Annotated in this window: 23 protein-coding genes and 1 tRNA gene; 13 read left to right on the top strand and 11 right to left on the bottom strand. The window is 71.0% G+C overall.

All coding sequences use genetic code 11. The features are described from left to right. Nucleotides 1–471 precede the first annotated feature (471 nt). Nucleotides 472–999, top strand: coding sequence for a site-specific integrase (locus BGO15_RS06535; RefSeq protein WP_056518907.1), 528 nt, complete (start codon nt 472–474; stop codon nt 997–999). 489 nt (nt 1,000–1,488) lie between these two features. Here the strand turns inward: BGO15_RS06535 and BGO15_RS06530 are convergent. The 4 genes from BGO15_RS06530 to BGO15_RS06515 all read right to left on the bottom strand — a co-directional run bounded on the left by BGO15_RS06530 (nt 1,489) and on the right by BGO15_RS06515 (nt 4,705). After that, nucleotides 1,489–1,564: transfer RNA gene (locus BGO15_RS06530), tRNA-Arg, on the bottom strand. Nucleotides 1,565–1,639: 75 nt separating this feature from the next. After that, on the bottom strand, nt 1,640–2,956 hold the full coding sequence (locus BGO15_RS06525; RefSeq protein WP_056206567.1) for a hypothetical protein: 1,317 nt from the start codon (nt 2,954–2,956) through the stop codon (nt 1,640–1,642). A gap of 164 nt (nt 2,957–3,120) precedes the next feature. Further along, nucleotides 3,121–3,840 carry a tRNA (guanosine(46)-N7)-methyltransferase TrmB gene (gene trmB / locus BGO15_RS06520; protein WP_045246646.1) on the bottom strand — a complete coding sequence of 240 codons (720 nt, stop codon included), beginning with the start codon at nt 3,838–3,840 and terminating at the stop codon, nt 3,121–3,123. Nucleotides 3,841–3,871: 31 nt separating this feature from the next. Beyond that, nucleotides 3,872–4,705: a DUF3097 domain-containing protein gene (locus BGO15_RS06515; protein ID WP_056206564.1), complete on the bottom strand. Its 834-nt coding sequence runs from the start codon at nt 4,703–4,705 to the stop codon at nt 3,872–3,874. 230 nt (nt 4,706–4,935) lie between these two features. Here BGO15_RS06515 and BGO15_RS06510 point away from each other — a divergent pair, with 230 nt between their 5' ends. The 3 genes from BGO15_RS06510 to BGO15_RS06500 all read left to right on the top strand — a co-directional run bounded on the left by BGO15_RS06510 (nt 4,936) and on the right by BGO15_RS06500 (nt 7,066). Next, nucleotides 4,936–5,727, top strand: coding sequence for a PspA/IM30 family protein (locus tag BGO15_RS06510; protein ID WP_056206561.1), 792 nt, complete (start codon nt 4,936–4,938; stop codon nt 5,725–5,727). Nucleotides 5,728–5,798: 71 nt separating this feature from the next. Continuing rightward, entirely contained in the window at nt 5,799–6,614 is an 816-nt protein-coding gene (locus BGO15_RS06505) for an arginase family protein (protein WP_056206559.1), read from the top strand. Next, nucleotides 6,611–7,066 carry a hypothetical protein gene (locus BGO15_RS06500; protein ID WP_056206558.1) on the top strand — a complete coding sequence of 152 codons (456 nt, stop codon included), beginning with the start codon at nt 6,611–6,613 and terminating at the stop codon, nt 7,064–7,066. The genes BGO15_RS06505 and BGO15_RS06500 overlap by 4 nt, the downstream gene beginning before the upstream one ends. Here BGO15_RS06500 and BGO15_RS06495 read toward each other — a convergent pair. Both BGO15_RS06495 and BGO15_RS06490 read right to left on the bottom strand, forming a co-directional pair. Next, nucleotides 7,039–7,581, bottom strand: coding sequence for a hypothetical protein (locus BGO15_RS06495; RefSeq protein ID WP_056206556.1), 543 nt, complete (start codon nt 7,579–7,581; stop codon nt 7,039–7,041). The two genes, BGO15_RS06500 and BGO15_RS06495, sit on opposite strands and share 28 nt — an antisense overlap. Next, the gene (locus BGO15_RS06490) at nt 7,578–8,306 is read right to left on the bottom strand and encodes a tyrosine-protein phosphatase (protein WP_056206554.1); all 729 of its coding nucleotides are present in this window, start codon (nt 8,304–8,306) and stop codon (nt 7,578–7,580) included. The genes BGO15_RS06495 and BGO15_RS06490 overlap by 4 nt, the downstream gene beginning before the upstream one ends. Before the next feature lie 112 nt (nt 8,307–8,418). On the opposite strand from BGO15_RS06490, the gene BGO15_RS06485 reads away from it, so the two are divergent. The 6 genes from BGO15_RS06485 (at nt 8,419) to BGO15_RS06460 (ending at nt 14,443) form a co-directional block, all read left to right on the top strand. Next, complete coding sequence (locus BGO15_RS06485; protein ID WP_235557389.1) at nt 8,419–9,363, top strand: alpha/beta fold hydrolase; 945 nt, start codon at nt 8,419–8,421, stop codon at nt 9,361–9,363. A 152-nt stretch (nt 9,364–9,515) separates the two neighbouring features. Next, nucleotides 9,516–11,021 carry an ABC transporter substrate-binding protein gene (locus BGO15_RS06480; protein ID WP_056206552.1) on the top strand — a complete coding sequence of 502 codons (1,506 nt, stop codon included), beginning with the start codon at nt 9,516–9,518 and terminating at the stop codon, nt 11,019–11,021. Next, the gene (locus tag BGO15_RS06475) at nt 11,018–11,968 is read left to right on the top strand and encodes an ABC transporter permease (RefSeq protein ID WP_045248319.1); all 951 of its coding nucleotides are present in this window, start codon (nt 11,018–11,020) and stop codon (nt 11,966–11,968) included. The genes BGO15_RS06480 and BGO15_RS06475 overlap by 4 nt, the downstream gene beginning before the upstream one ends. Beyond that, nucleotides 11,965–12,849, top strand: a complete 885-nt coding sequence (locus BGO15_RS06470) for an ABC transporter permease (protein ID WP_056206551.1) — start codon at nt 11,965–11,967, stop codon at nt 12,847–12,849. Before BGO15_RS06475 ends, BGO15_RS06470 begins: the two co-directional genes overlap by 4 nt. After that, a complete protein-coding gene (locus BGO15_RS06465) occupies nt 12,846–13,655 on the top strand; it encodes an ABC transporter ATP-binding protein (protein ID WP_056206548.1) in 810 nt (269 codons plus the stop codon). Before BGO15_RS06470 ends, BGO15_RS06465 begins: the two co-directional genes overlap by 4 nt. After that, the gene (locus BGO15_RS06460) at nt 13,652–14,443 is read left to right on the top strand and encodes an ABC transporter ATP-binding protein (protein WP_082482997.1); all 792 of its coding nucleotides are present in this window, start codon (nt 13,652–13,654) and stop codon (nt 14,441–14,443) included. The genes BGO15_RS06465 and BGO15_RS06460 overlap by 4 nt, the downstream gene beginning before the upstream one ends. A 12-nt stretch (nt 14,444–14,455) precedes the next feature. Here the strand turns inward: BGO15_RS06460 and BGO15_RS06455 are convergent, their stop codons facing one another. Genes BGO15_RS06455 through BGO15_RS06440 form a run of 4 tightly spaced genes read right to left on the bottom strand, consistent with a single transcriptional unit; the run spans nt 14,456 to nt 17,224 of the window. After that, nucleotides 14,456–15,121, bottom strand: coding sequence for a GNAT family N-acetyltransferase (locus BGO15_RS06455; RefSeq protein WP_056206547.1), 666 nt, complete (start codon nt 15,119–15,121; stop codon nt 14,456–14,458). A gap of 44 nt (nt 15,122–15,165) precedes the next feature. Next, entirely contained in the window at nt 15,166–15,876 is a 711-nt protein-coding gene (locus BGO15_RS06450) for a uracil-DNA glycosylase (protein WP_056206545.1), read from the bottom strand. An 11-nt stretch (nt 15,877–15,887) separates the two neighbouring features. Continuing rightward, nucleotides 15,888–16,397 carry a phosphoribosyltransferase gene (locus BGO15_RS06445; RefSeq protein ID WP_056206543.1) on the bottom strand — a complete coding sequence of 170 codons (510 nt, stop codon included), beginning with the start codon at nt 16,395–16,397 and terminating at the stop codon, nt 15,888–15,890. A gap of 50 nt (nt 16,398–16,447) precedes the next feature. Continuing rightward, nucleotides 16,448–17,224 (bottom strand): SDR family NAD(P)-dependent oxidoreductase, encoded by a 777-nt coding sequence (locus tag BGO15_RS06440; RefSeq protein ID WP_045248312.1) that lies wholly within the window; start codon nt 17,222–17,224, stop codon nt 16,448–16,450. A gap of 188 nt (nt 17,225–17,412) precedes the next feature. On the opposite strand from BGO15_RS06440, the gene BGO15_RS06435 reads away from it, so the two are divergent. From BGO15_RS06435 to metX, 3 genes are all read left to right on the top strand, one after another. Next, the gene (locus tag BGO15_RS06435) at nt 17,413–18,735 is read left to right on the top strand and encodes a bifunctional o-acetylhomoserine/o-acetylserine sulfhydrylase (RefSeq protein WP_045248311.1); all 1,323 of its coding nucleotides are present in this window, start codon (nt 17,413–17,415) and stop codon (nt 18,733–18,735) included. A 139-nt stretch (nt 18,736–18,874) separates the two neighbouring features. Then, on the top strand, nt 18,875–19,894 hold the full coding sequence (locus BGO15_RS06430; protein ID WP_056518909.1) for a DUF2332 domain-containing protein: 1,020 nt from the start codon (nt 18,875–18,877) through the stop codon (nt 19,892–19,894). A 40-nt stretch (nt 19,895–19,934) separates the two neighbouring features. Continuing rightward, nucleotides 19,935–21,149 carry a homoserine O-acetyltransferase MetX gene (gene metX, locus BGO15_RS06425; RefSeq protein ID WP_056206537.1) on the top strand — a complete coding sequence of 405 codons (1,215 nt, stop codon included), beginning with the start codon at nt 19,935–19,937 and terminating at the stop codon, nt 21,147–21,149. Between the two features lie 41 nt (nt 21,150–21,190). Here metX and BGO15_RS06420 read toward each other — a convergent pair whose 3' ends face one another. Then, nucleotides 21,191–22,432, bottom strand: coding sequence for an MFS transporter (locus tag BGO15_RS06420; RefSeq protein ID WP_056206535.1), 1,242 nt, complete (start codon nt 22,430–22,432; stop codon nt 21,191–21,193). Nucleotides 22,433–22,534 lie beyond the last annotated feature (102 nt).

Raw genomic sequence — 22,534 nt, 5'->3', positions numbered from 1 at the left:
AACCCCATCCACCACCGGAAACAACCGAAGTGACACCACACCACGGGACTTGACCAGTATCCGGGCGTTCGGGACGTCGCCAAGCTAGGTCGTCATTCGCCTACGGCGACCACGGCAGTCTGAGCGGCGGTTCGTGAGAGCCTCGATCTAGTCGTGCCCACCCTCGGGGTGATGATCCGCTCGACGACTGACGGCTGACGGGGAGAATGCGATGCGCGAGGTTACCTGTCTCGCGAGCGGAAGTCGTGTAGGCGAACTCCTGCGCTCGGCCTAGCGCGATCGAATCGATGTCGACCGACGTAACGATCCTGCCCTTCGGTTGCGCCGAGCAAGTTGTCGAGCCCTCTTGCAGTTCTCCACAATTCGCGACGCTCACCTTGCCGGAGTTCGGCCGGCAGACGACACCTCGCCCCACGGGCCTCTCGCCCGCGCTCGACATCACCTGCCGAGCAGCCGTGAAAGGAGGCACCAATGGGCAGCATCCACCGCAACACGACCGCTGCGGGCGCGAAGCGCTATCACATCAGCTACCGTGCGCCGGACTTCGCGCAACGCACAGTCCGCGGGTCCCACACGAAGTTCGACGCAGAGATCCGGCTCGCCGAGATCGAGGTGTCGAAGGCACGCGGCGAGTACGTCGAACCTCAGTGGGGCGCGCGGGTGATCGACTCGATCCGCCACTCGGAGGTGCAGTCCTGGGTGTCGGCACTCAAGGGCGGGTCGACAACTTTCCGGCGTTCGCAGGGCATCGTCGCCGGCATCCTGGACGCCGCCGTCGCTGACCGTCTGCTCGCGCGCAACGTCGCACGGGGCCTCAAGCTCCCGCCGAAATCTGCGGATGCGCGGCGGCGCTACCTCTCGCACACTCAGGTGCGACTGCTCGCCGACCAGCGCGGCACCCCACGCTGGTGTTGTTCCTGGCGTACACGGGATTGCGATGGGGAGCGGCGACGGCGCTACGCATCCGGAACGTGGACACCCTCCGCCGGGTCAAGGTAGAAGAGAACGCGGTGAAGGTGTCGCACCAGGTGCACGCCGAAGACCCATCGGTCGCCGTCGGTGCCCTACGCCGAGTTCCTCACGCTCCCCCTCGCTCAACTCGCCGAGGGCAAAGGCCGCGACGAATTACTCTTCGCGACGGCACATCGCACCTGCTTATCCCGGGATCGCGGAACGGATGGTTCACGGTCGCAGTGCGCGACGCTCAGAGCATCAACGACACCTTCCCGCGGGTCGCACCGCACGACCTCCGACACACCGCCGCGAGCGTTGAGGTGCCGGCCCCGCGCGCACGTCAAAGCGGTGCAGCGAATGCTCGGTCACTCGTCGGCGGCGATGACTCTGGAGGTCTACGCCGACCTCTTCGAGGACGATCTCGACCAGGTTGCGGCCGCGCTCGACGCTGCCAAACGCCGATCTTTTGTTGTCACGGTGTTGTCACGGACATAAAACAAGGGACCGCGAATGCTCGCGATCCCTCGTGACGCCTGGTGCCCCCGACAGGAATCGAACCTGCGACCTTTGGTACCGGAAACCAACGCTCTATCCCCTGAGCTACGGAGGCGTACCGGTCGAGATTACCAGTCCGCCGCGGCATCCGCCGACAGCGACGGCGACCGCACGACGCTGAACGGAGGCTTTACGGGAACCCGATCGTCCACAGCAGCAACACCGCGAGCACCTGGCCGACGAGCGCCGCGACGAGGCTGATGATGCGGCGGCGGCGGGTCGACGAGAGCCGCTCGTCGCCGAGCATCGGGGTCATCGGCAGCAGCAGCCGGAAGATGCTCTGCTGTGGCAGGAACACTGCGAACAGGTAGACGCCATAGCCGAACCCGTAGGTCGCGACGACCATGCCGAGCCTGCGCACCGGGCGGGAGAAGATCCACAGCAGGAACGCCGCGATCAGCGCGGCGACGAGCACGACGCCGATGATGCCCGTGAACGTCCACGCCATGCGGAACCACGGGGTGAAGGGTGCGAAATGCCCCTCCCCGACAAACGGCACCCACCAGCTCGTCTCGGTGAGCAGGTACGCGTGGGGCGTGCCGGTGACGGCGTCGGCGATCCACGACCACGACAGGCCGGCACCGGCGAGCACGAGACCCGTGATCATCAGGCTCACGAGCTGCGACGGCGGGAACGGATCGACCTTGCGACGGAACCATCGCGTCACGAACACGATCCCGAGACCGAGCGCGAACGCCAGGATGCCCGGCCGCGTGTACGACGCGACGAGCCCGATCGGGATGATCCACAGATAGCGCCGCTTGACGGCGAGGAGCATCGCAGCGAACAGCAGGAAGAGGTAGAGCGACTCCGCGTAGCCGACGACGAAGATGAACGACATCGGGCCGAAGCTGAAGAGTACCGCACCCCACCAGGCCGCCGTCGGCGAGGTGACAGCCCGCAGCAGCAGGAAGAGCATGATGGTCGCACCGCCGCTGGCGAGCACGGCGATCGAGATGCCGACGATCTGCCACGGGATGCCCGTGGCATCCGAGATGATGCGCTCGAGCCAGGGGAACACGGGCAGGAACGCCCAGTCGTTCGGCACGACCGCGCCGTACGCGTCGAGTGGCAGCTGCGTCGGATAGCCGATCTGCGAGACGCGGCCGTAGCGGGCGCCGTCCCAGTCGGAGAGGAACTGCAGGAACGTCGTCACCCGCTGCGCGTTGGGGCCGAACGCCCAGCCGAAGGCGTGCGCGAGCTCGTACATGACGAACATCAGCATGAAGTTGACCCCACGCCCCAGCGCCCACACGCCCACGACGGCGCGCACCGCGCGGGCCGTGACCGGGCGCACGGCCGGGTTCGGCTGAGAGGTCTCCTCGAACCAGTCGAGCAGTCCCTGCCAGGCGCGCACGGCGCGCCGACGCAGCGGGGACGCCACGGTCGCGGCCGGCGGGAGAGAGCCCGCAGCGCCGCGCAGGTCGTGGTCGCCAGAAGTCGTCACGACGTCCCTTCCGCCGCCGCAGCGCGGCAAGACGAGTCCGTTGTGGGGCGCGCGACGAGCGCGCCGGTGGAGCCGATGGTGTCAATGGATGATGGCATGATTCCGCCGCGAGCGCCTCTTCAGCACGCCCTCAGGCGGCATCCCGTATGCGCGACGGTCGCCACTCAGACCGCGCGGTAGACCAGATCGCGGATGTCGCGTCCCGCCCGTGCGCCCTTGCGCTCGAAGGCCGTCTCGACACGGCCGTCGAACCGCTCCGCCCACTCCCCCGGGAAGCCGCGTTCGAACCCGTCTGCGGCGTCGAGCACCTCGCGCATCTGCAGGGCGTAGTCCTCCCAGTCGGTCGCGAGGCGCAGCGCACCCCCGGGGGCGAGCGCCGCGCGCACGATCTCGGGGAAGCCGGGCGCCACGAGCCGCCGCTTGTGGTGCTTGACCTTGTGCCACGGGTCGGGGAAGAACACCCACACCTCGGCGACGGATGCCGCGGGCAGCAGATGCTCGAGCACCTCGGGCGCGTTCGCCTCGACCAGGCGCAGATTGGTGAGGGAGGCGGCATCCGCGTCGAGCATGGTGCGCGCGAGCCCCGCCTTGAACACCTCGACGGCGAGGAAGTCGTCGGCCGGCCGGGTGCGGGCGGCGTGCACGATCGCGTGCCCCTGACCGGAGCCGATCTCGACGATGAGCGACGCCCGTCGACCGTAGACCTCGGCCGGATCGACGGCGCTGCCGGCGGCGACGCTCGTCGTGGCGACAACGCGCTCGACCGGAAGCACGTAGCGCGGTGCGAGCTCGTTCCAGGCGCGGGTCTGGGCGTCGGACATGCGGCCGCCGCGACGCACGAACGAGACGGGCGAGTCACGGAACACGGGCGCCGGATCGGTCATCCGTCCAGGCTAACGACTGCTCTCCCCCGCCTCACGCCGTGACGAAGTCGATGAGCTCCTCGACGCGGCCGAGCAGCGCGGGCTCCAGATCGCGGTAGGTGTGCACGCCCGCCAGGATGCGCTGCCACGCCGCGGCGATGTCGGCCTGGTCGTCGGCGGGCCAGCCGAGCGCCCGGCACACGCCGACCTTCCACTCGATGCCGCGCGGCACTTCGGGCCAGCGGGCGATGCCGACGGCGGCGGGCTTCACGCACTGCCACACGTCGATGAACGGGTGCCCGACGATGCGCACATGCGCGCCGTGCCGGCCGCGGGCCACGCCCTCGGCGATGCGCGACTCCTTCGATCCCGCGACGAGGTGGTCGACGAGGACGCCGTACCGGCGATCGGATGCCGGCGGCTCCGCGTCGAGCAGGGCGGCGAGGTGGTCGACGCCCTCGAGGTACTCGACGACGACGCCGTCGACTCGGAGGTCATGCCCCCACACCTTCTCGACGAGCTCGGCGTCGTGGCGGCCCTCGACGAGGATGCGACTCGGCCGCGCGACGCGCGCCTGATGGTTCTCGACCGCGATCGATCCCGACGCCGACCGGCGGGGTGCCGTGGGGGCGGCGGCGACCGGGGCGACGAGCCGCGCGGGCTCGCCGTCGACGAGGAAGCCGCTGCCGAGCGGGAAGACCCGTACCGCGCCGCGGCGGTCTTCGAGCTCGACCATGCCGCTGCGCACCGCGACGACCGCGCCGCAGAAGCCGTCGGAGGCGACCTCGACGACGAGATCGCGTGCCGCGGGCACGTCGGGGACGACCCGCCGGCCGCGCTCGCGCCAGCCCGCCGCCAGCACATCGCCGCTGTACCTGTCGTCCATCGTCGCCTCCGACGAGCGAGCCTAGGCCGGTGCGGCGACACCGACCCCGCGACCCGCCCGCGACCCGTCCGTCCGCCCCTCCGCGAGCTGCGCGGGCACCGTCCGCCGGGAGAATCCCCGGAGTCGGGGCATCCTCTCGCCCCCATTCCCGCGGATGCATAGACTCGAATCGCACCCATGACCGCCTCGCGGCCGGTGCCGCGCGGGCGGCCCCCTCGGAAAGGACTTCGATGGCCAAGGAATCGATCTTCGGACGGATCTCGACCCTCGTGCGCGCGAACGTGAACGCGCTGCTCGATCAGGCGGAGGACCCGCAGAAGATGATCGACCAGCTCATCCGCGACTACACGAACAACATCCGCGAGGCCGAGTCGGCCATCGCGGAGACGATCGGCAACCTGCGCCTGCTCGAGCGCGACCACCAGGAGGACGTGCAGGCCGCGGCCGAATGGGGCAACAAGGCCCTCGCCGCCAGCCGCAAGGCCGACGAATTCCGCGGGGTCGGCAACCTCGCCGACGCCGACAAGTTCGACAACCTCGCCAAGATCGCGATCCAACGTCAGATCTCCGAGGAGTCCGAGGCCAAGGCCGCAGCCCCCCAGATCGCGGCGCAGACCGAGGTCGTCGAGAAGCTCAAGTCGGGCCTGAACGGCATGAAGGGCAAGCTGGAGGAGCTCAAGACCAAGCGCAACGAGCTCGTCGCGCGCGCCAAGGTCGCCGAGGCTCAGAACAAGGTGCACGACGCCGTCAAGAGCGTGAACCTGCTCGACCCGACCAGCGAGATCGGCCGCTTCGAGGAGAAGATCCGCCGCCAGGAGGCCCTCGCCGCCGGCAAGGCAGAGCTGGCCGCATCCAGCCTCGACGCCCAGTTCGAGTCGCTCGAGGACGTCGGCGAGCTCACCGAGGTCGAGGCGCGTCTCGCCGCCCTCAAGGCCGGGGCCGCGCCCGCCGCCCTGAACCCGGCGGCGACCCCCCAGCCGCAGGCACTCCCTCAGGCCGACGAGTACCGTCAGCAGCCCTGAGGTCACGAGAGGGCCGGATGCCGCGGCATCCGGCCCTCTCGCTTCCCCGCCCACCGTCGCAAGGAGTCCCGATGACCCGGTTCGTGGTCGTGCCGCAGTGGCAGGGGTCGCCCGCCGCGCGGGCCATGCAGCTCGTCGACGGTGCCGAGGCGATCGCCGGCGACCTGCCGCGATCGGCGTGTGTGCGGGTGGACGTGCCGCTCGAGGCGGGTGACGCGCTCGGCACCCGCGTGCACCGCCTGAGCACCCTGCAGCAGACCCGCGCCCGCATCGACGACCTCCTCGCCTCGGAGACCGACCGCATCGTGATCGTCGGCGGCGACTGCAGCGTCGCCCTCGGCGGCATCGCCCACGCCGCCGCCCGCCACGAGCGTCTCGGCCTCGTCTGGTTCGATGCGCACGGCGACCTGCACACCCCCGACTCCTCGGTGTCGGGCGCGTTCGCCGGCATGGCGCTGCGCGCGGCGCTCGGCGGCGGCGAGCCCTCACTCGTGGTCTCCCCCGGCATCGCGCCGTCCCGCACCGTGCTGGTCGGTGCCCGCGATCTGGATGTCGCCGAGTCGGCGTTCCTCGCCGACACCCCGCTCGCCCGGCTCGACGCCGTCGATCTCGCCGACACCGCGCTCGCCGACGCCGTGAGCCAGACGGATGCCGACGCGGTGTGGGTGCACCTCGACCTCGACGTGCTCGACCCCGCCGCCATCACGGGGCTGACCGCCGCGTCGCCGTTCGGCGCCGATCCGGCGCGCATCGTCGCCGCCCTCGCGGCGCTCCGTGCCCGGGTGCCGCTCGCGGGTGCGTCGATCACCGGCTTCGCGCCGGCCAGCGCCGCGGCCGCGGTCGATGACCTCGGCACGATCCTGCGACTCGTCGGCGCACTCGCGTGAGCCGCGGCATCCCGGCCGACTGGCGCGCCCGCGCCGACGCGGCCGTCGCGCGCGGACGACGGCTCGACCGGTTCATCCCGTCCGTGCTGCTCGACTCCGCGATCAGCCGTGTCGGCTTCTGGTACGGCTGCACCGTCGGCTGGACCTGGGGGTTCCTGTGGAGCCGGGGGCGGGTCGAGCGCCGCGGCGAGCTGTGGGTGTTCCGCGGCATGCCGTCATGGACCTTCGCCCGCGGCGGCGTCTGCGTCGGCAACTGCTTCCTCACGGGCGACGGCCGGCTCGATGACCGGGTGCTGCGTCACGAGGCGGTGCACGCCCGCCAGTGGCGCCGCTACGGGTTCCTCATGCCCGTGCTCTACACGCTCGCGGGGCGCGACGCCCTCCGCAACCGGTTCGAGATCGAGGCGGGCCTCGAGGACGGCAACTACGTGCCGCGCACCTCGGTGGCCTGAAGCCGCCGCACGATGCGACGGCCGAGCACGACGATCACCGCGAACGGCACGACGATCCACACCAGGTTCGGCAGCACGGCGACGCTGAGGAACCCCGCGATGTCGCCGCGTTCGAGCGACTGTCGGGTCATCTCGAGTCCGCTCGAGGCCTCGACGAGGAAGTAGAGCACGGTCTTCCAGAAGGTCGCGACGCTCACGATCAGGCCGAGCACGACGCCCGACCAGCGTCGCAGGTGCGTGAGCACCCAGATCAGCGCGATCACCTCGAGCAGGTTCGCCCAGCTCTGCGCGCTGCCGAACGCGTCGGCCTGGGCGTAGCGCTGGTCGAACGAGCTGTAGAACACGTGCCCCGGCCAGAACCAGGCGAGCGGTCCACCGGCGTGCGAGAGCGGGCCGAGCAGCTCGTAGCAGGCGTCGTAGGTCTGGATGAGGGCTGTCACGATGAACCACACGGCGATCCAGCGCGGCACCAGGAGCGGGGGCTTCACGGCGGTGCGCTCCGGCGACGTGCTCACGGGGCGACCACCAAGGCCGACCGCAGCGCGGCGAGCTCGTCGGCCGACACGCCCGCCTCCCGCAGGTAGGCACCGCCGTCGCCCCAGCGCTCGTGCAGGTGCGCGAGCACATGCCGCATCGCGCGGGCCGGTGAGTGCAGGTAGAGCTCTTCGAGGTGGCGGCTGCCCGGGTGTGCGCGCGCCAGCCACGCCCGGATCTGCCGGGCCCGCGAGGCCGGCAGGTTCTGCTCGGTGAGGGCGTAGTCGCCCACGATCGCCTCGTCGTCGACACCGGCGGCGGCGAGGGTCACCGCGACCGAGACTCCGGTGCGGTCCTTCCCGATCGCGCAGTGCACGAGAGTCGGATGCCCCGCCGCGATGCTGTGCGCCACGGTGGCGATGCGCTCCCCGGCGTTCTCGAGCAGGTCGAGGTAGGAGTCGTCGAGCGTGACGCCGCTGGCGAGGAATGACTCGAGCGATCCCACGAACATCGGCGCGCGCACGGTCTCGACGCCCAGTCCGTCCACCCGGCTGGGCTCGCGCGCCAGCTCGTCGTCGGATCGCAGGTCGACGATGCGCTCGACGCCGAGTTCGTGCAGGGTGCGTCGCCCGTCGTCGTCGAGACGAGACAGCGCCCCCGACCGGAACAGCACCCCGTGCCGGGTCGTGCCGGCCCCGGCCGGGAGGCCGCCGACGTCGCGGAAGTTGGTGACTCCCGAGACCAACTCGACGCTCGCACCGCTCATGAGCGCCACCCTCGGGTGCGGGCAGACGACGGGCGTGCGGAGCGGGGGGCGGTCACGCTGTCAGCCTAACGACGCGGCGCCCGCCGCCGGCGGTGCGGTGCAGAATGTGCGGGTGACCGACGACGCTTTCGACGAGTTCTCCTTCCTCCCCGCCCAGGCCGCCGAACTGGGCGCCACCGGGCCGATCCCCGCCGCCGAGCGGTTGACGCTCGCGCTTCCCGACGGCCGCACCCTGAGCGCCCTGCGCTTCGGCGACGCGCCGCCTGCCGTCACATTCCTTCACGGAGCGGGTCTGAATGCCCACACGTTCGACACGACGATCCTGGCCCTTGGGCTGCCGGCGCTCTCGATCGACCTCGCCGGTCACGGCGACTCGTCGTGGCGATCGGATGCCGCGTACACGGCCGGTCCTCTCGCGGACGACGTCGTGCGCGCGCTCGAGGCCTGGACCACGTCGCCGCAGACGCTCGTCGGGCAGTCGCTCGGCGGGCTGACCGCGGCATCCGTCGCCGCACGGCGGCCCGACCTCGTCGCGAGCCTTGTGATCGTCGACATCACCCCCGGCGTGAACCCCGACGAGGGGCCCGCGCAGATCCGCGCCTTCTTCGCCGGCCCGACCTCGTGGGCGAGCCGCGACGAGCTGGTCGAGCGCGCGCTGTCCTTCGGGCTCGGCGGCAGCCGTGGCGCGGCGACCCGCGGCGTCTATCTGAACTCGCGGGTGCGCGAGGACGGCCGCGTCGAGTGGAAGCATCACTTCGCGCACCTCGCCGCCGCCGTCGCGAACGGCGACGCGGACGCCCCGACCTTGGACTCCGCGGTGCGCGATCTGCTGTCCGAGTCGGGGTGGCACGACCTCGCCGCCGTGACCGCACCGATCACCCTCATCCGCGGCGAGCGCGGGTTCGTCTCGGCGGGTGACGCCGATGATTTCTCGCGGCGCCTGCCCGCGGCATCCGTCGTCTCCGTGCCTGCGCGTCACAACGTGCAGGAGGACATCCCGGCCGAGCTGGCGGCCCTCGTGCGTGCGGCCTCCGGCCGCCGATCACCGGCCGTGTGACGTCGCGTGTCGCCGTGTGACGGCGGCCGGTCATCTGGGCCGCGGCCCGGTGCCCCCGACCTAGGCTGAGGGAAGCTCGCCGATCCGGCGCGCGCCCTTCCCCCGCACGGACGTTCCACAGCACGGACATCCCCGCACCGAGAGGATCCCGCATGTTCCGCCGCACCGCACTGGCCGGGGCCGCCATCCTGGCCGCCGCCGCCCTCGCACTCACCGCCTGCTCCGCCGGGGGCAGCAGCGCACCGACCGCTTCTGGCGACCCCAACGCCACCGTCAACATCCGACTGGCACTGGAGCCCACCAACCTCGACATCCGCCAGACCGCGGGGGTCGCCCTCGACCAGGTTCTGATCGACAACGTGTATCAGGGCCTCGTCTCGCGCACGCCCGACCAGAAGATCGTCGCCTCGCTCGCGAGCGCCTGGACGGTGTCCTCCGATGCGCTCACCTACACGTTCACGCTGCGCGACGGCGTCACCTTCGACGACGGTCAGGCGCTGACGCCCGACGACGTGGTGTGGTCGCTCACGCAGCACCGCGACGAGAGCACATGGGCCAACAGCTCCACGCTCTCGCACGTGTCGAACATCAGCGCGACCGGCAACACCATCACGCTCACCCTCTCGTCGCCCGACTCCCAGCTGCTGTGGAACCTCACCGGGCGCGCCGGCATCATCCTGAAGAAGGGCGACACCGTCGACTACAAGACGAAGGCGAACGGCACCGGACCCTTCACGCTGAAGTCGTGGAACCAGGGCGCGAACATCACGCTCGCCCGCAACGACGCCTACTGGGGCGACAAGGCGAAGGTCGCCGAGGTCGTCTTCGACATCATCCCCGAAAACCAGGCCGCGATCTCCGCCGCCCAGTCGGGCGAGGTCGATGTCATCACCGGCTTCGACGCCACTCTCAGCTCTCAGGTCGAGAAGGGCGGCGACTTCTCGGTCGTCAAGGGCAGCGCGACCGACAAGTTCGTGCTCGCCTTCAACAGCACGAAGGCGCCGCTGAACGACACCCGTGTACGCGAGGCGATCCGCCTCGCGATCGACCACAACGCGATCATCGCCGCTGTCGGCTCCGGCAAACCCCTCTACGGTCCGATCCCGCAGCCGGACCCCGGCTACCAGGACCTGTCGTCGACGATCAGCCACGACCCGGCCAAGGCCAAGCAGCTTCTCGCTGACGCGGGAGTGTCGAACCTGACGCTGACGCTCACCGTGCCCTCGTTCTACGGCACGACCATCCCGCAGCTGCTCACGTCGAACCTCGCCGACGCCGGCATCACCCTCAAGGTGAACAGCGTCGACTTCACGACGTGGCTCAACGACGTCTACACGAACAAGAACTACGACCTCAGCCTCGTCGACCACGCCGAGCCGCGAGACTTCGGCAACACCTGGGCGAACGGGAGCTACTACTTCACGTTCAACAACCCGCAGGTGCAGTCGCTCTACCAGCAGGCGATCGCCGCGACCAGCGACCAGCAGGTGGACGACCTGCTCGCGCAGGCTGCGAAGATCGTCGCTGACGACAACGCCGCCGACTGGCTGTACAACTGGGAGTCGGTCGTCGCCGTCGGCAAGGGCATCACCGGCTTCCCCGCCGACAACGTCAACTCTCGCATCAACCTCGCCACCCTGGAGAAGAGCAACGGGTGATCAGATTCACGCTGACACGGCTGGCCCTGCTGATCCTGGGCCTGTTCCTCGCCAGCGTGCTGATCTTCCTCACCCTGCACGTGCTGCCGGGTGACGTGGCCCAGCTGATCGCCGGAACCAACGCGACTGCCGAGCAGATCGCGCGGATCCGGGATCAGCTGGGCCTGACCCGTCCGCTGCCGCTGCAATACCTCGACTGGATCGGCGGAGCGCTGCGCGGCGACCTGGGCACCTCGCTCGTCACCGGAAGCTCGGTGAGCGACGAGCTGCGACAGAAGGCGCAGGTGACACTGCCGCTCGGCCTGTTGTCGCTGCTCATCGCCGTCGTCATCGCCCTGCCCCTCGGCGTCGTGGCCGCCGTGCAGCGGCACCGCGCGGGAGGTGCGGCGTTGAGCATCGGCGCGCAGGCCGTGGCCGCGGTTCCGGTCGTCTGGGCGGGCATGATGCTCGTCATCGTCTTCGCCGTGACCCTCGGCTGGCTGCCCGCGCAAGGCTTCCCCCGCTCGGGCTGGTCGGATCCGGGGCTCGCGCTGCGCGCCCTCATCCTCCCGGCGCTGACCATCGGCGTCGTCGAGGGTGCGCTGCTCATGCGCTTCGTGCGCTCGGCGACACTGCAGGCCCTCGACCAGGACTACGTGACCGCCGCCGCCGCGAAGGGCCTCACCCGCACACGCGCACTCGTGCGCCACGGGCTGCCGAACGTGGGGCTCTCGATCATCAGCGTGCTCGGCCTGCAGATCGCGGCGATCATCGTGGGCGCCGTCGTCATCGAGCAGCTCTTCTCCCTGCCCGGCATCGGACGGATGCTGGTGGCCGACGTGCAGGCACGGGACATCCCGAAGGTGCAGGGCGAGCTGCTCGCGCTCACCGCCTTCGTGCTCATCGTCGGCTTCGCCGTTGACCTGGTGCACCGGCTCATCGACCCGAGACAGCGGGAGGCGTCATGAGCGACAGTGTGATCGCCCGGGTGTGGCGACTCCCCGCCGGCCGCATCGGGCTCGTCATCGCCGCCGCGGTGCTGGCGACCGCCGCCGTCGCCCTGGTCTGGACCCCGTTCGATCCGCAGCGCACCGACGTCGAGATCCGCTGGCAGCTGCCGAGCTGGCCGCACCTGCTCGGCACGGACGCGACGGGCCGCGACATCCTGAGCCTGCTCATGGCGGGCGCCCGCACCACGGTCGTCGTCGCGGTCGGCGCGGGGATCATCGCGACCGTGCTCGGTCTCGTGCTCGCCGCGCTCGGCGCCCTCACGCCGCGCCTCGTGCGCGAGAGCGTCGCGGTCGTCGTCGACGTGCTGATCGCGTTCCCCGTGCTGCTGATCGCCATGATGATCACCGCGGTCTGGGGCGGGTCGCTCTGGGTGGTCATCGTCGCGATGGGCATCGGATTCGGGGTGAACATCGCCCGCGTGACGAGACCCGAGTTGCGTCGCGTACTGCTGAGCGACGTCGTGCTCGCGGGGCGCGCGGCCGGCCTTACCCCCGCGCAGAACCTGTGGCGGCACCTGCTGCCGAACGTGCTGCCGGTGTTCATCGTGCAGCTGTCGTGGGGCATGGCGGTGGCGGTGCTCGCCGAGGCGGGGCTGTCGTACCTCGGGTTCGGGGCGCCGGTGACGGATGCCTCGTGGGGCCTGCTGCTCTCGCAACTGCAGCAGTACATCAGCGTCTACCCGCTCTCGGTCGTCTGGCCGGGGCTTGCGATCTCGCTCACCGTGCTCGGGCTGAACCTGCTCGGTGACGCCCTGCGCGAGGCGACCGATCCCCTGCTGCGCGCGAGCGGCGGCAGCGCCCGCCGCGCCCGCACCCACGTGCCGGGGGTGGTCGCGTGAGCCTGGAGGTGACCGACCTCGTCGTCGAGATCGGCGGCGTGCGCGTCGTCGACGGCGTCACGTTCGCGGTGCCCGAGGGCGCGCGCGTCGGGCTGATCGGCGCGTCGGGCTCGGGCAAGTCGCTCACCGCGCGGGCGCTGCTGGGACTCTTGCCCGACGGCGCGGCGGTGTCGGGCAGCATCCGGTGGCAGGGGGTCGAACTCGTCGGGCTGCGCGACCGCGAGCTCGCCCGTCGTCGCGGGCGGGAGCTCGCCATGGTGTTCCAGGACCCGCTGACGGCCCTCGACCCGGTGCGCACTGTCGGCCGCCAGATCTCCGAGGCGGCCGCGATCCACGGTGAGCGCTCCCGCGCCGAGCGGCGCCGCCTCGCGGTCGAGGGCGCCCGCCGTGTGGCACTGCCCGACCCCGAGCGCATCGTGGCGCGCTACCCGCACCAGCTCTCCGGCGGGCAGCGTCAACGCGTCGCGATCGCGATGGCCCTGGCCGCACGCCCTCGCCTGCTGGTCGCCGACGAGCCGACGACGGCACTCGACGTCACCGTGCAGGCCGGCATCCTCGAACTGCTGCGCCGACTCGCCGACGAGGACCGCATGTCGCTCGTGTTCATCACCCACGACCTCGCCGTGCTCGCCCAGGTCGCGACCCATGCGGTCGTGCTCTCGGCCGGACGGGTGGTCGAGACCGGTCCCCTCACGACCCTTCTCACCGAGCCCGCCTCGCCCGTCACGCGGGGCCTGCTGCGCGACGCCGCGGCGACGCTGTGGCGCGGGGCCGCGACATCCGACCTGCCCGAGGAGTCCGCATGACCGCGCTCATCGAGGCCCGCGGGCTCACGCGGGTGCACCGCGGGCCGCGCCGCGCCCTGTTCGGCCCGCGCGAGACCACGACGGCGCTCGACGGTGTCGACCTCGTCGTGACCGAGGGCTCGGCGCTGGGGGTCATCGGCGAGTCCGGGTCGGGCAAGTCCACGCTCGTGCGGCTGCTGCTCGCACTCGACGCGCCGACCACCGGCAGTGTGCGCATCGACGGCCGAGAGGTGGATGCTGCCTCCCCCGCCCGCGCCCTGCACTGGCTGCGGCGCGAGACCGGCATCGTCTTCCAGGATCCGTACGCCTCTCTCGATGCCCGCATGCGCGTCGGCCGCATCATCGCCGAGCCGCTGTGGGCGCTGGGCATCGACGGCGACCGTCGCGCGCGCGTCGCCGAAGTGCTCGCGGCCGTCGGTCTCGATGCGGATGCCGCGGCCCGCTACCCGCACGAATTCTCGGGCGGGCAGCGCCAGCGCATCGCGATCGCACGGGCCATCGTGCACCGGCCGCGCATCCTCGTGGGCGACGAGCCACTGTCGGCCCTCGATGTGTCGGTGCGGGCGCAGATCCTTGAGGTGCTGGCCGACCTGCGCCGCAGCGAGGGCCTGACCCTCGTGCTCGTCTCCCACGACATCGGGGTCGTGCAGAGCATCTGCGACGAGGTCGTGGTCATGTCCTCCGGGCGCATCGTCGAGCGCGGGACGACCGCGCGGGTGCTCGCGCAGCCGCAGCATCCGTACACCCGTCAGCTGCTCGCCGCGATCCCGACGCTCCCCGGCATCTGAGACCGCGCCGCGTCAGTCGGCGTCGGCGTCGGCGTCGGCTCGGGCGTCGTCGGGGCTGTCTCGCAGCCGCCCGAACAGCCCGCGCTTCTTCGTCGGCTTCAGCGACTTCTGCAGGTAGACCGTGCCGAGCCACCGGCCGAACTTGAAGCCGACGCGGCCCATCCGACCGACCTCGACGAAGCCGAGCTTCTCGTGCAGCGCCAGGGAGCCCTCCGCGCCCTTGTCGCTGATGACGGCGACGATCTCGCGGATGCCGTTCGCCTCGCACGCGGCGATCAGCGCCTCGAGCAGGGCACGGCCGAGGCCCTTGCCCGACGACGCGTGACCGAGGTAGATCGAGTCCTCGACGGTGAAGCGGAACGCGGACTTGCCCGCCCACGGCTGCACGAGCGCGTACCCGAGCACCTGGCCGGTCGGCGACTCGGCGACGAGGAAGGGCATCTTCTGCTTCTGAAGGTAGGCGAACTTGTCACGCCACTTCGCGAGCGACCACTTCTTCTCGTCGAAGGTCACGACGGAGTTGGTGACGTAGTAGTTGTAGATCTCGCGGATGTCGGCGAGATCGCTCTCCTCTGCGGCACGGATCTCGTAGCTGAAGGGCCGCTCCGACAGTTCGGCGCGACGCTGCTGCTGCCGGAACAGGTTCCAGCGCGACGGGTTGTATTCCTCCTCCAGCATGCGCCCAGGATACGCGCACGACGGCCTCGCGACGCACGGCGCCGTCAGGCCGGGATGCGCCAGTCGACCGGGGCGACGCCGCGCTCTTCCAGCAGCGCGTTCGCACGGGAGAACGGGCGCGAACCGAAGAAGCCGCGGTGCGCCGACAGCGGTGACGGATGCGGCGACTCGATGATCGGCGTCTCGCCCAGCAGCGGTCGGAGGTTCGCGGCATCCCGACCCCACAGGATCGCCACGAGCGGAGCCGCCTCGCCCGTGGGCGTCTGCCGCGCGACGAGGGTGCGGATCGCGTGCTCGGTCACCTTCTCCCAGCCCCAGCCGCGGTGGGATGCGGGCTGACCCGGCGCGACGGTGAGCACGCGGTTGAGCAGCATGACGCCCTGATCGGCCCATGCCGACAGGTCGCCGTGCGGCGCCTTCGGCAGGTCGAGGTCGTCGGCGAGCTCGCGGTAGATGTTCTCCAGCGAGCGCGGTAGCGGCCGCACATGCGGGTCGACCGCGAACGAGAGTCCGATCGGATGCCCGGGTGTCGGATACGGGTCCTGCCCGACGATCAGCACCCGAACCTCGGCGAGCGGGCGGGCGAACGCCCGCAGCACCCGGTCGCCCGACGGCAGGTAGTGGCGACCCACCGCGACCTCGGCGCGCAGACGATCGCCGAGCGCGGCGATGTCCGGGCCGACCGGCTCGAGCGCCCGCGCCCAGCCCTCGTCGACCAGCCCCGCGGCGGCGAGCTCGGTCAGACTCATCGCCATCCCGGTGCCTCTCAGGCGGATGCGGGAAGGCCGCCGTCCTCTTCGAGGACCGAGCCCTTCCACGACCACGGGAAGTTGATCCAGCGATCGGTGCGCTTCCAGGAGAAGTCCGGCTCGATGATGGTGGTCGGCTTCGTGTAGATCGTCACCGAGCGCACCTCGGCGCCCCGGTCGACCAGCAGCTTCACGGCGAGATCGAGCGTGCGGCCACTGTCGGCTACGTCGTCGACGAGCAGCACCTTCCGCCCCTCGAGGTAGGAGAGGTCGAGCGCCGGCGGCAGCACCTCGGGGGCGTCGAGCACGGTGCCGATGCCGGTGTAGAACTCGACGTTGATCGCGCCGCAGTTCTTGATGCCCAGCCCGTACGCGATGGCACCGGCCGGCAGCAGACCGCCACGGGCGATCGCCACGACGACCTCGGGCACGAACCCGGCCGCGAGGATGTCCCGCGACAGCGACCTCGACGCCTCGCCGAAGCCCTCCCAGGTCAGATGCTCGCGCTCCTCGTTCGCCTCGCCCACTCGACGCCGTCCTTCCCGCGCCGAGCGGCGCACCGCACCAGCCTAGGCGCTCAGCCCTCCCGCACGTGCAGCGGGCCGCGGGCGAGCACGTGCTGCGCCGACTGAGCCACCGGGCGCACGATGACGAGGTCGAGGTTCACGTGGCCGGGTGCCTCGACGGCGTACGCGATGAGGTCGGCGATGTCGTCGGCGACGAGCGGCGCCTCGACACCCTCGTACACCTTGTCGGCGGCGCCCTGGTCTCCACCGAGTCGGTTGAGCGAGAACTCCTCGGTCTGCACCATGCCCGGCGCGATCTCGACGACGCGCAGCGGCTCACCGTTGAGCTCGAGGCGCAGCGCCTGGGCGAGAGCCGACTCCGCCGCCTTCGCCGCGTTGTACCCGCCGCCGCCCTGGTAGGCGACGCGCGCCGCGGTCGAGGTCACGATCACGATGTCTGCGACACCGTCGGCCTTGGCGGCCTCGCGCAGCAGGGGCAGAAGGGATGCCACGACCCGCTGCGTCGACAGGACGTTGACGTCGTACATCCACTGCCAGTCGTCGACATCCCCGGTGGCGACGTGATCGGTGCCGCGAGCACCACCCGCGACCTGGATCACGCTGTTCACCGATCCGGAGGCGGCGAGGAAGTCGCGGAGCGCGGCGACGTCGGCGGCGACGGTGAGGTCGGCGGCGAACGGGACCACGCCGGTCTCGGCCGCGAGCGCCTCGAGACGGTCCGCGCGGCGGGCGACGGCCACCACGTCCCACCCGTCGGCACGGAGCTTGCGCGCCGTCGCCTCGCCGATCCCCGAACTTGCCCCCGTCACTACCGCACGCTTGGTCATACCGTCCACGCTAGCGGGCGCGCGCGGGTGCTCAGACACGGGCGGAGGGAGCGGCATCCATCGATGCTATGACGGGGCTGAACGTCGTGTTACGCGGCGAGTCGGCGCCCTTGTCGGCTCCCGGCACGCCCCCTACTGTCATGGCAAGCCACCGACCACTTCACCACCCGCACCCCAGAGGAGCACCGATGACCTCTTCCGAGAACTGGCGTTTCGAGACCAAGCAGGTTCACACCGGCGCGCAGCCCGACCCTGTCACCAAGGCTCGTGCCACGCCGATCTACCAGACCACCTCCTACGTGTTCGACAACACGGACCACGCCGCGAACCTCTTCGCGCTGGCCGAGTTCGGCAACATCTACACCCGCATCCAGAACCCCACCCAGGATGTCGTCGAGCAGCGCCTCGCCGCGCTCGAGGGCGGCACCGGTTCGCTGCTCGTCGCGAGCGGCCAGGCGGCGGAGTCGTTCGCCGTGCTGAACATCGCGCAGGCCGGAGACCACATCGTCTCGTCGAGCTCGATCTACGGCGGCACCTACAACCTCTTCAAGTACACCCTCGCCAAGCTCGGCATCGAGACGACCTTCGTCGAGAACCAGGACGACCCCGAGGAGTGGCGCCGCGCGGTGCGCCCGAACACGAAGCTCTTCTTCGCCGAGACGATCGGCAACCCGAAGATCAACGTGCTCGACATCCGCACGGTCGCCGACATCGCGCACGAGAACCGCGTGCCGCTGATCGTCGACAACACGATCGCGACGCCGTACCTCATCCGTCCGTTCGAGCACGGCGCCGACATCGTGGTGCACTCGGCGACGAAGTTCATCGGCGGTCACGGCACCACCATCGGCGGCATCATCGTCGACGGCGGCACCTTCCCGTGGTCGCAGAACGTCGACAAGTTCCCCGGTCTCACCGAGCCCGACCCCTCGTACCACGGCGCCAGCTACACCGCGGCGGTCGGCGACGGTCTCGCGTACATCATCAAGGCCCGGGTGCAGCTGCTGCGCGACCTCGGCGCCGCCATCGCGCCGCAGAGCGCCTGGCTGCTCATCCAGGGCCTCGAGACCCTGTCGCTGCGCATCGAGCGTCACGTGCAGAACGCGCAGGAGATCGCCGAGTGGCTCGAGAACCACGAGGACGTCGCGAGCGTGAACTACTCGGGCCTGCCCACCTCGCCCTGGTACGCCGCCGCCAACCGCTACGCCCCGAAGGGCGTCGGCGCGGTGCTCTCGTTCGAGCTCAAGGGCGGCGTCGAGGCCGGCCGTGCGTTCGTGAACGCGCTGACCCTGTTCAGCCACCTCGCGAACATCGGCGACGTGCGCTCGCTCGTCATCCACCCCGCCTCGACCACGCACTCGCAGCTGACCCCCGAGCAGCAGCTCACGACCGGTGTCACCCCCGGCCTCGTGCGCCTCTCGGTCGGCATCGAGAACATCGACGACCTCAAGGCCGACCTCGAGCAGGCGCTCGGCGCCGCCCGCACGGTCGCTGAGGCCGCGCGGGTCTGACCCTCCTCAGGCGATCGACGCCCCCGTCCGGATTCCGGGCGGGGGCGTCGTCGGTTGCGGCCCCGACACCGCCCTCCGACTGGCCACTCGACCGATCGTGAGGCAGGCTGGCGGCATCCGTCACATCGAGGGGGTGCGCATGGGCGACGCCGATGACGAGCGAGCGCTCGCCGCCTACTACGACGACTTCGGCCGGCATTGGGCGCACGGCACGTCGCCGTTGTACGAGGACTGGGCCTGCGCGATCGCCGAGGATGCCGAGGTGGTGCGACGCCTCACCGCACTGCCGCGCCGCCAGCAGCAGGCGAACCTGCTGTTCGCCGCCGCGCGTCGCGCCGGAGTGCCACTGCACCCGTACGCCGAGGTGCGAGATGAGCTGCTCGACGCGTGGGATCGCATTTCCGAGATCTCCGCGACGCATTCCACCCAGACCAATGAACCCGGCCGCGCGGCGACATGGCTGCCGCCGCTGTCACGGCTCGACGGGCCGGTCGCCCTGCTCGAGGTGGGCGCCGCGGGCGGACTGTGCCTCTTCCCCGACCACTGCCGGGTGACGTACACGACTCCCCCAGGCGAGTTCCTGCACGAGCCGGATGCCGCAGGCCCGACCATCGACCTCCGGTGCACCGTCGACGACGCCGCGGCGGTGCCGACCGGACCGGTCGAGGTGGCCTGGCGCGCCGGGCTCGACCTCGCCCCCATCGACGTGCGCGACCCCGAAGCGCTGCGCTGGCTCGAGCTTCTCGTGTGGCAGGGCCCCGACCACGACGCGCGCATCGCACGACTTCGTCAGGCAGCGGATGCCGCGGCATCCGCCCCGCCCCGGATCGTGAGCGGCGACCTCGTCGACGACCTCGAGGCGCTCGCTGCGACAGCACCGGCGGACGCGCACCTCGTGGTCTTCCACAGCGCGGTGTTGATGTACCCGGATGCCGCGAAACGCGACACGTTCGTCGCGCTCGTGGGAGACCTCGGTCGACGGCTCGGCCGCCCGGTGACCTGGCTGTCCAATGAGAGCCGCGGCACCTTCCCGGCGCTCGACGATCGGCTCCCCGCCGACCTTCGAGCGCACCACCGATTCGTGCAGCGACGCAACGGCACCCCGATCGCCCTCGCCGGACAGCACGGCGCGACCTACGAGATCACCCCGTTCGCGTAACAGTCCCCGGAGCAGCGCCACGGGCGGGGAGAATGGAGCGATGGACTGGCAGACTTCCGAGGACACGGTGCCGAGCGCGCCGGTTTCGGAAGCCGACGCCCGCCGCCTCGGCGGGCGCCCACCGGCGACCGGGGCGTGGCGTGACGGCGATCCGGCCGGCGACCGACGGTTCGCCGCCTTCGGCGCGTTCACGACCGAGGGCGGGGCCACCCTCCCCGCCTACCGGCTCGCCTTCGAGACCTGGGGTGAGCTCTCCCCCGCCCGCGACAACGCCGTGCTCGTGCTGCACGCCCTCACGGGCGACTCGCACGTGCGCGGCGAGGGCGGGCCGGGGCATCCGACCGACGGCTGGTGGGGCGACATCGTCGGACCCGGCGCTCCGATCGACACCGACCGGTGGTTCGTCATCGCCCCCAACATGCTCGGCGGCTGCCAGGGATCGACGGGTGCAGCGAGCATCGGACCACGGGGCGCCGAGTGGGGTGCGCGTTTCCCGTATCTCACGATCCGCGACCAGGTCGAGGCGCAGCTGCGGCTGGTCGATGCGCTGGGCATCGAGCGGTTCGCGGGGGTGATCGGCGGATCCATGGGCGGTATGCACGCCCTCGAGTGGGCGATCTCGCATCCCGAGCGGGTCGCCCGGCTCGGCGTCCTCGCCGCTCCCCCGATCGTCACCGCCGACCAGGTCGCTCTGAACTCCGCCCAGCTCGCGGCCATCCGCCTCGACCCCGGGTTCGACGGCGGCGACTACTACGACGCGGCCGCCGGTGAGGGACCGCACCGTGGGCTCGCGCTCGCGCGCCGCATGGCGCTGCTGAACTACCGCAGCCCCGAAGAGCTGAACCTGCGCTTCCAGCGGTCATGGCAGTCGGATGTCTCGCCCCTCGGCCACGGCGGACGCTTCGCCGTGGAGTCCTACCTCGACTTCCACGGCAACAAGTTCACGCGCCGCTTCGACGCGAACGCCTACGTGACGCTCGTCGAGGCCATGAACTCGCACGACGTCGGCCGCGACCGGGGCGGCGTCGAGGAGGCGCTGCGACGGATCACCGCCACGACCCTCGTGCTGGGCGTCGACAGCGACCGACTCTTCCCCGTCGACGGCCAGCACCGCATCGCGCGCAGCATCCCGCGCACACTCGACGGCGACCGGGCGGTCGTCATCTCGAGCGACTTCGGCCACGACGGCTTCCTCATCGAGTCCGACGAGGTCGGCGGACACCTGCGGCGGCTGCTCGACGCACCCGCCGGCTGACACGCGCGAAGCAGCCGTCCCGGTCAGTCCGGGAGCGGGCGTCAGTCCGCGGGACCGGCGATCGCCAGGCCCGCGCGGCGACGAGACCTGTCCTCGACGCGGAACGAGAGCCACGCGATGCCGAAGCCGATCAGCGCAAGACCGACACCGACCCACGCCGGCGCGACGAACCCCCAGCCCCACGCGATCACGACGCCGCCGAGGAATGCGCCGAGGCTGTTGCCGATGTTGAACGCCGAGTGGTTGAGGGCGGCCGCGATCGACTGGTTGTCCTCCGCGACATCCATGAGACGGGTCTGCGCGGTCGGATTCACCGACGACGACACCAGCCCCATGACGAACACGAGGGCCGCGAGCGGGACGATCCAGTGCGACACGAGCGCGAGGATCACCAGCACCAGCGCGATCGACAGCAGCCCGCCGAGGAGGGTGCGCCGTAGGTTGATGTCGGCGAGGTACCCGCCGATGATGTTTCCGATCGTCATCCCGACGCCCATGAGCACGAGCACGATCGGCACGACCCACTGGGGCGCGTGGGCGACATCCGTGACCATCGGCGCGACGTAGCTGTAGAGCGCGAAGAACCCGCCGAAGCCGATCGCGCCGAGCGCGAGGGTGAACCACACCTGCGGGATACGGAACACCCGCAGCTCCGCTCGCATGGTGCGGCCCGGGTCGCCGGGGTGGGCCGGCACGAACAGGGCGATCATGATCGCCGTGACCACCCAGAGCACGGCGACCACGCCGTAGGCGGCGCGCCATCCGATCTGCTGCCCGAGGAACGTGCCGAGCGGCACGCCGACCACGTTCGCGACGGTGAGACCAGTGAGGATGAACGCGACACCCTTGGCCCGCTTGCCCGGACCCATCACGTCGGCGGCGACGAGGGCGCCGATGCCGAAGTAGGCGCCGTGCGGCAGTCCCGTCACGAGGCGCGCGACCGCGACCCACCCGAAGGTCGGCGCGAGCACGGTGAGCAGGTTGCCGACGGCCAGCACGATCGACAGCACGAGCATGACGCGGTGGCGCGGATAGCGTGCGACGAACCCGGCGATGGTGGGCGCGCCGATGACGACGCCGAGCGCGTACAGGCTGATGAGCCAGCCGGCCTGGGCGATCGCGTCGCCGGGGGCGGTGGCCCACGTCTGGGGCAGCAGGTCCTGCGCGACGTTCGGCAACAGGCCCATGACGACGAATTCGCCCATGCCGATCGCGAAGCTGCCGATGGCCAAGGAGAGAAGCGCCGCCGTTGCCGCCCCCTTCGATATCTGAGGGGAGGTCACAACAAAATGGTACGCCCGGGATCGACCCCTGTCGAATCGTTTCGGCGCCCACGCCCGCACCCGACGCCATGCACGTCCGCGCGCGCAGATCGGAGCGTGCAC

The organism is Microbacterium sp. 71-23 (assembly GCF_001897265.1).
GTDB lineage: Bacteria > Actinomycetota > Actinomycetes > Actinomycetales > Microbacteriaceae > Microbacterium > Microbacterium ginsengisoli.
Note: the sequence above shows the minus strand (reverse complement) of the source record. Positions and strands in the feature narration are given on the sequence as shown.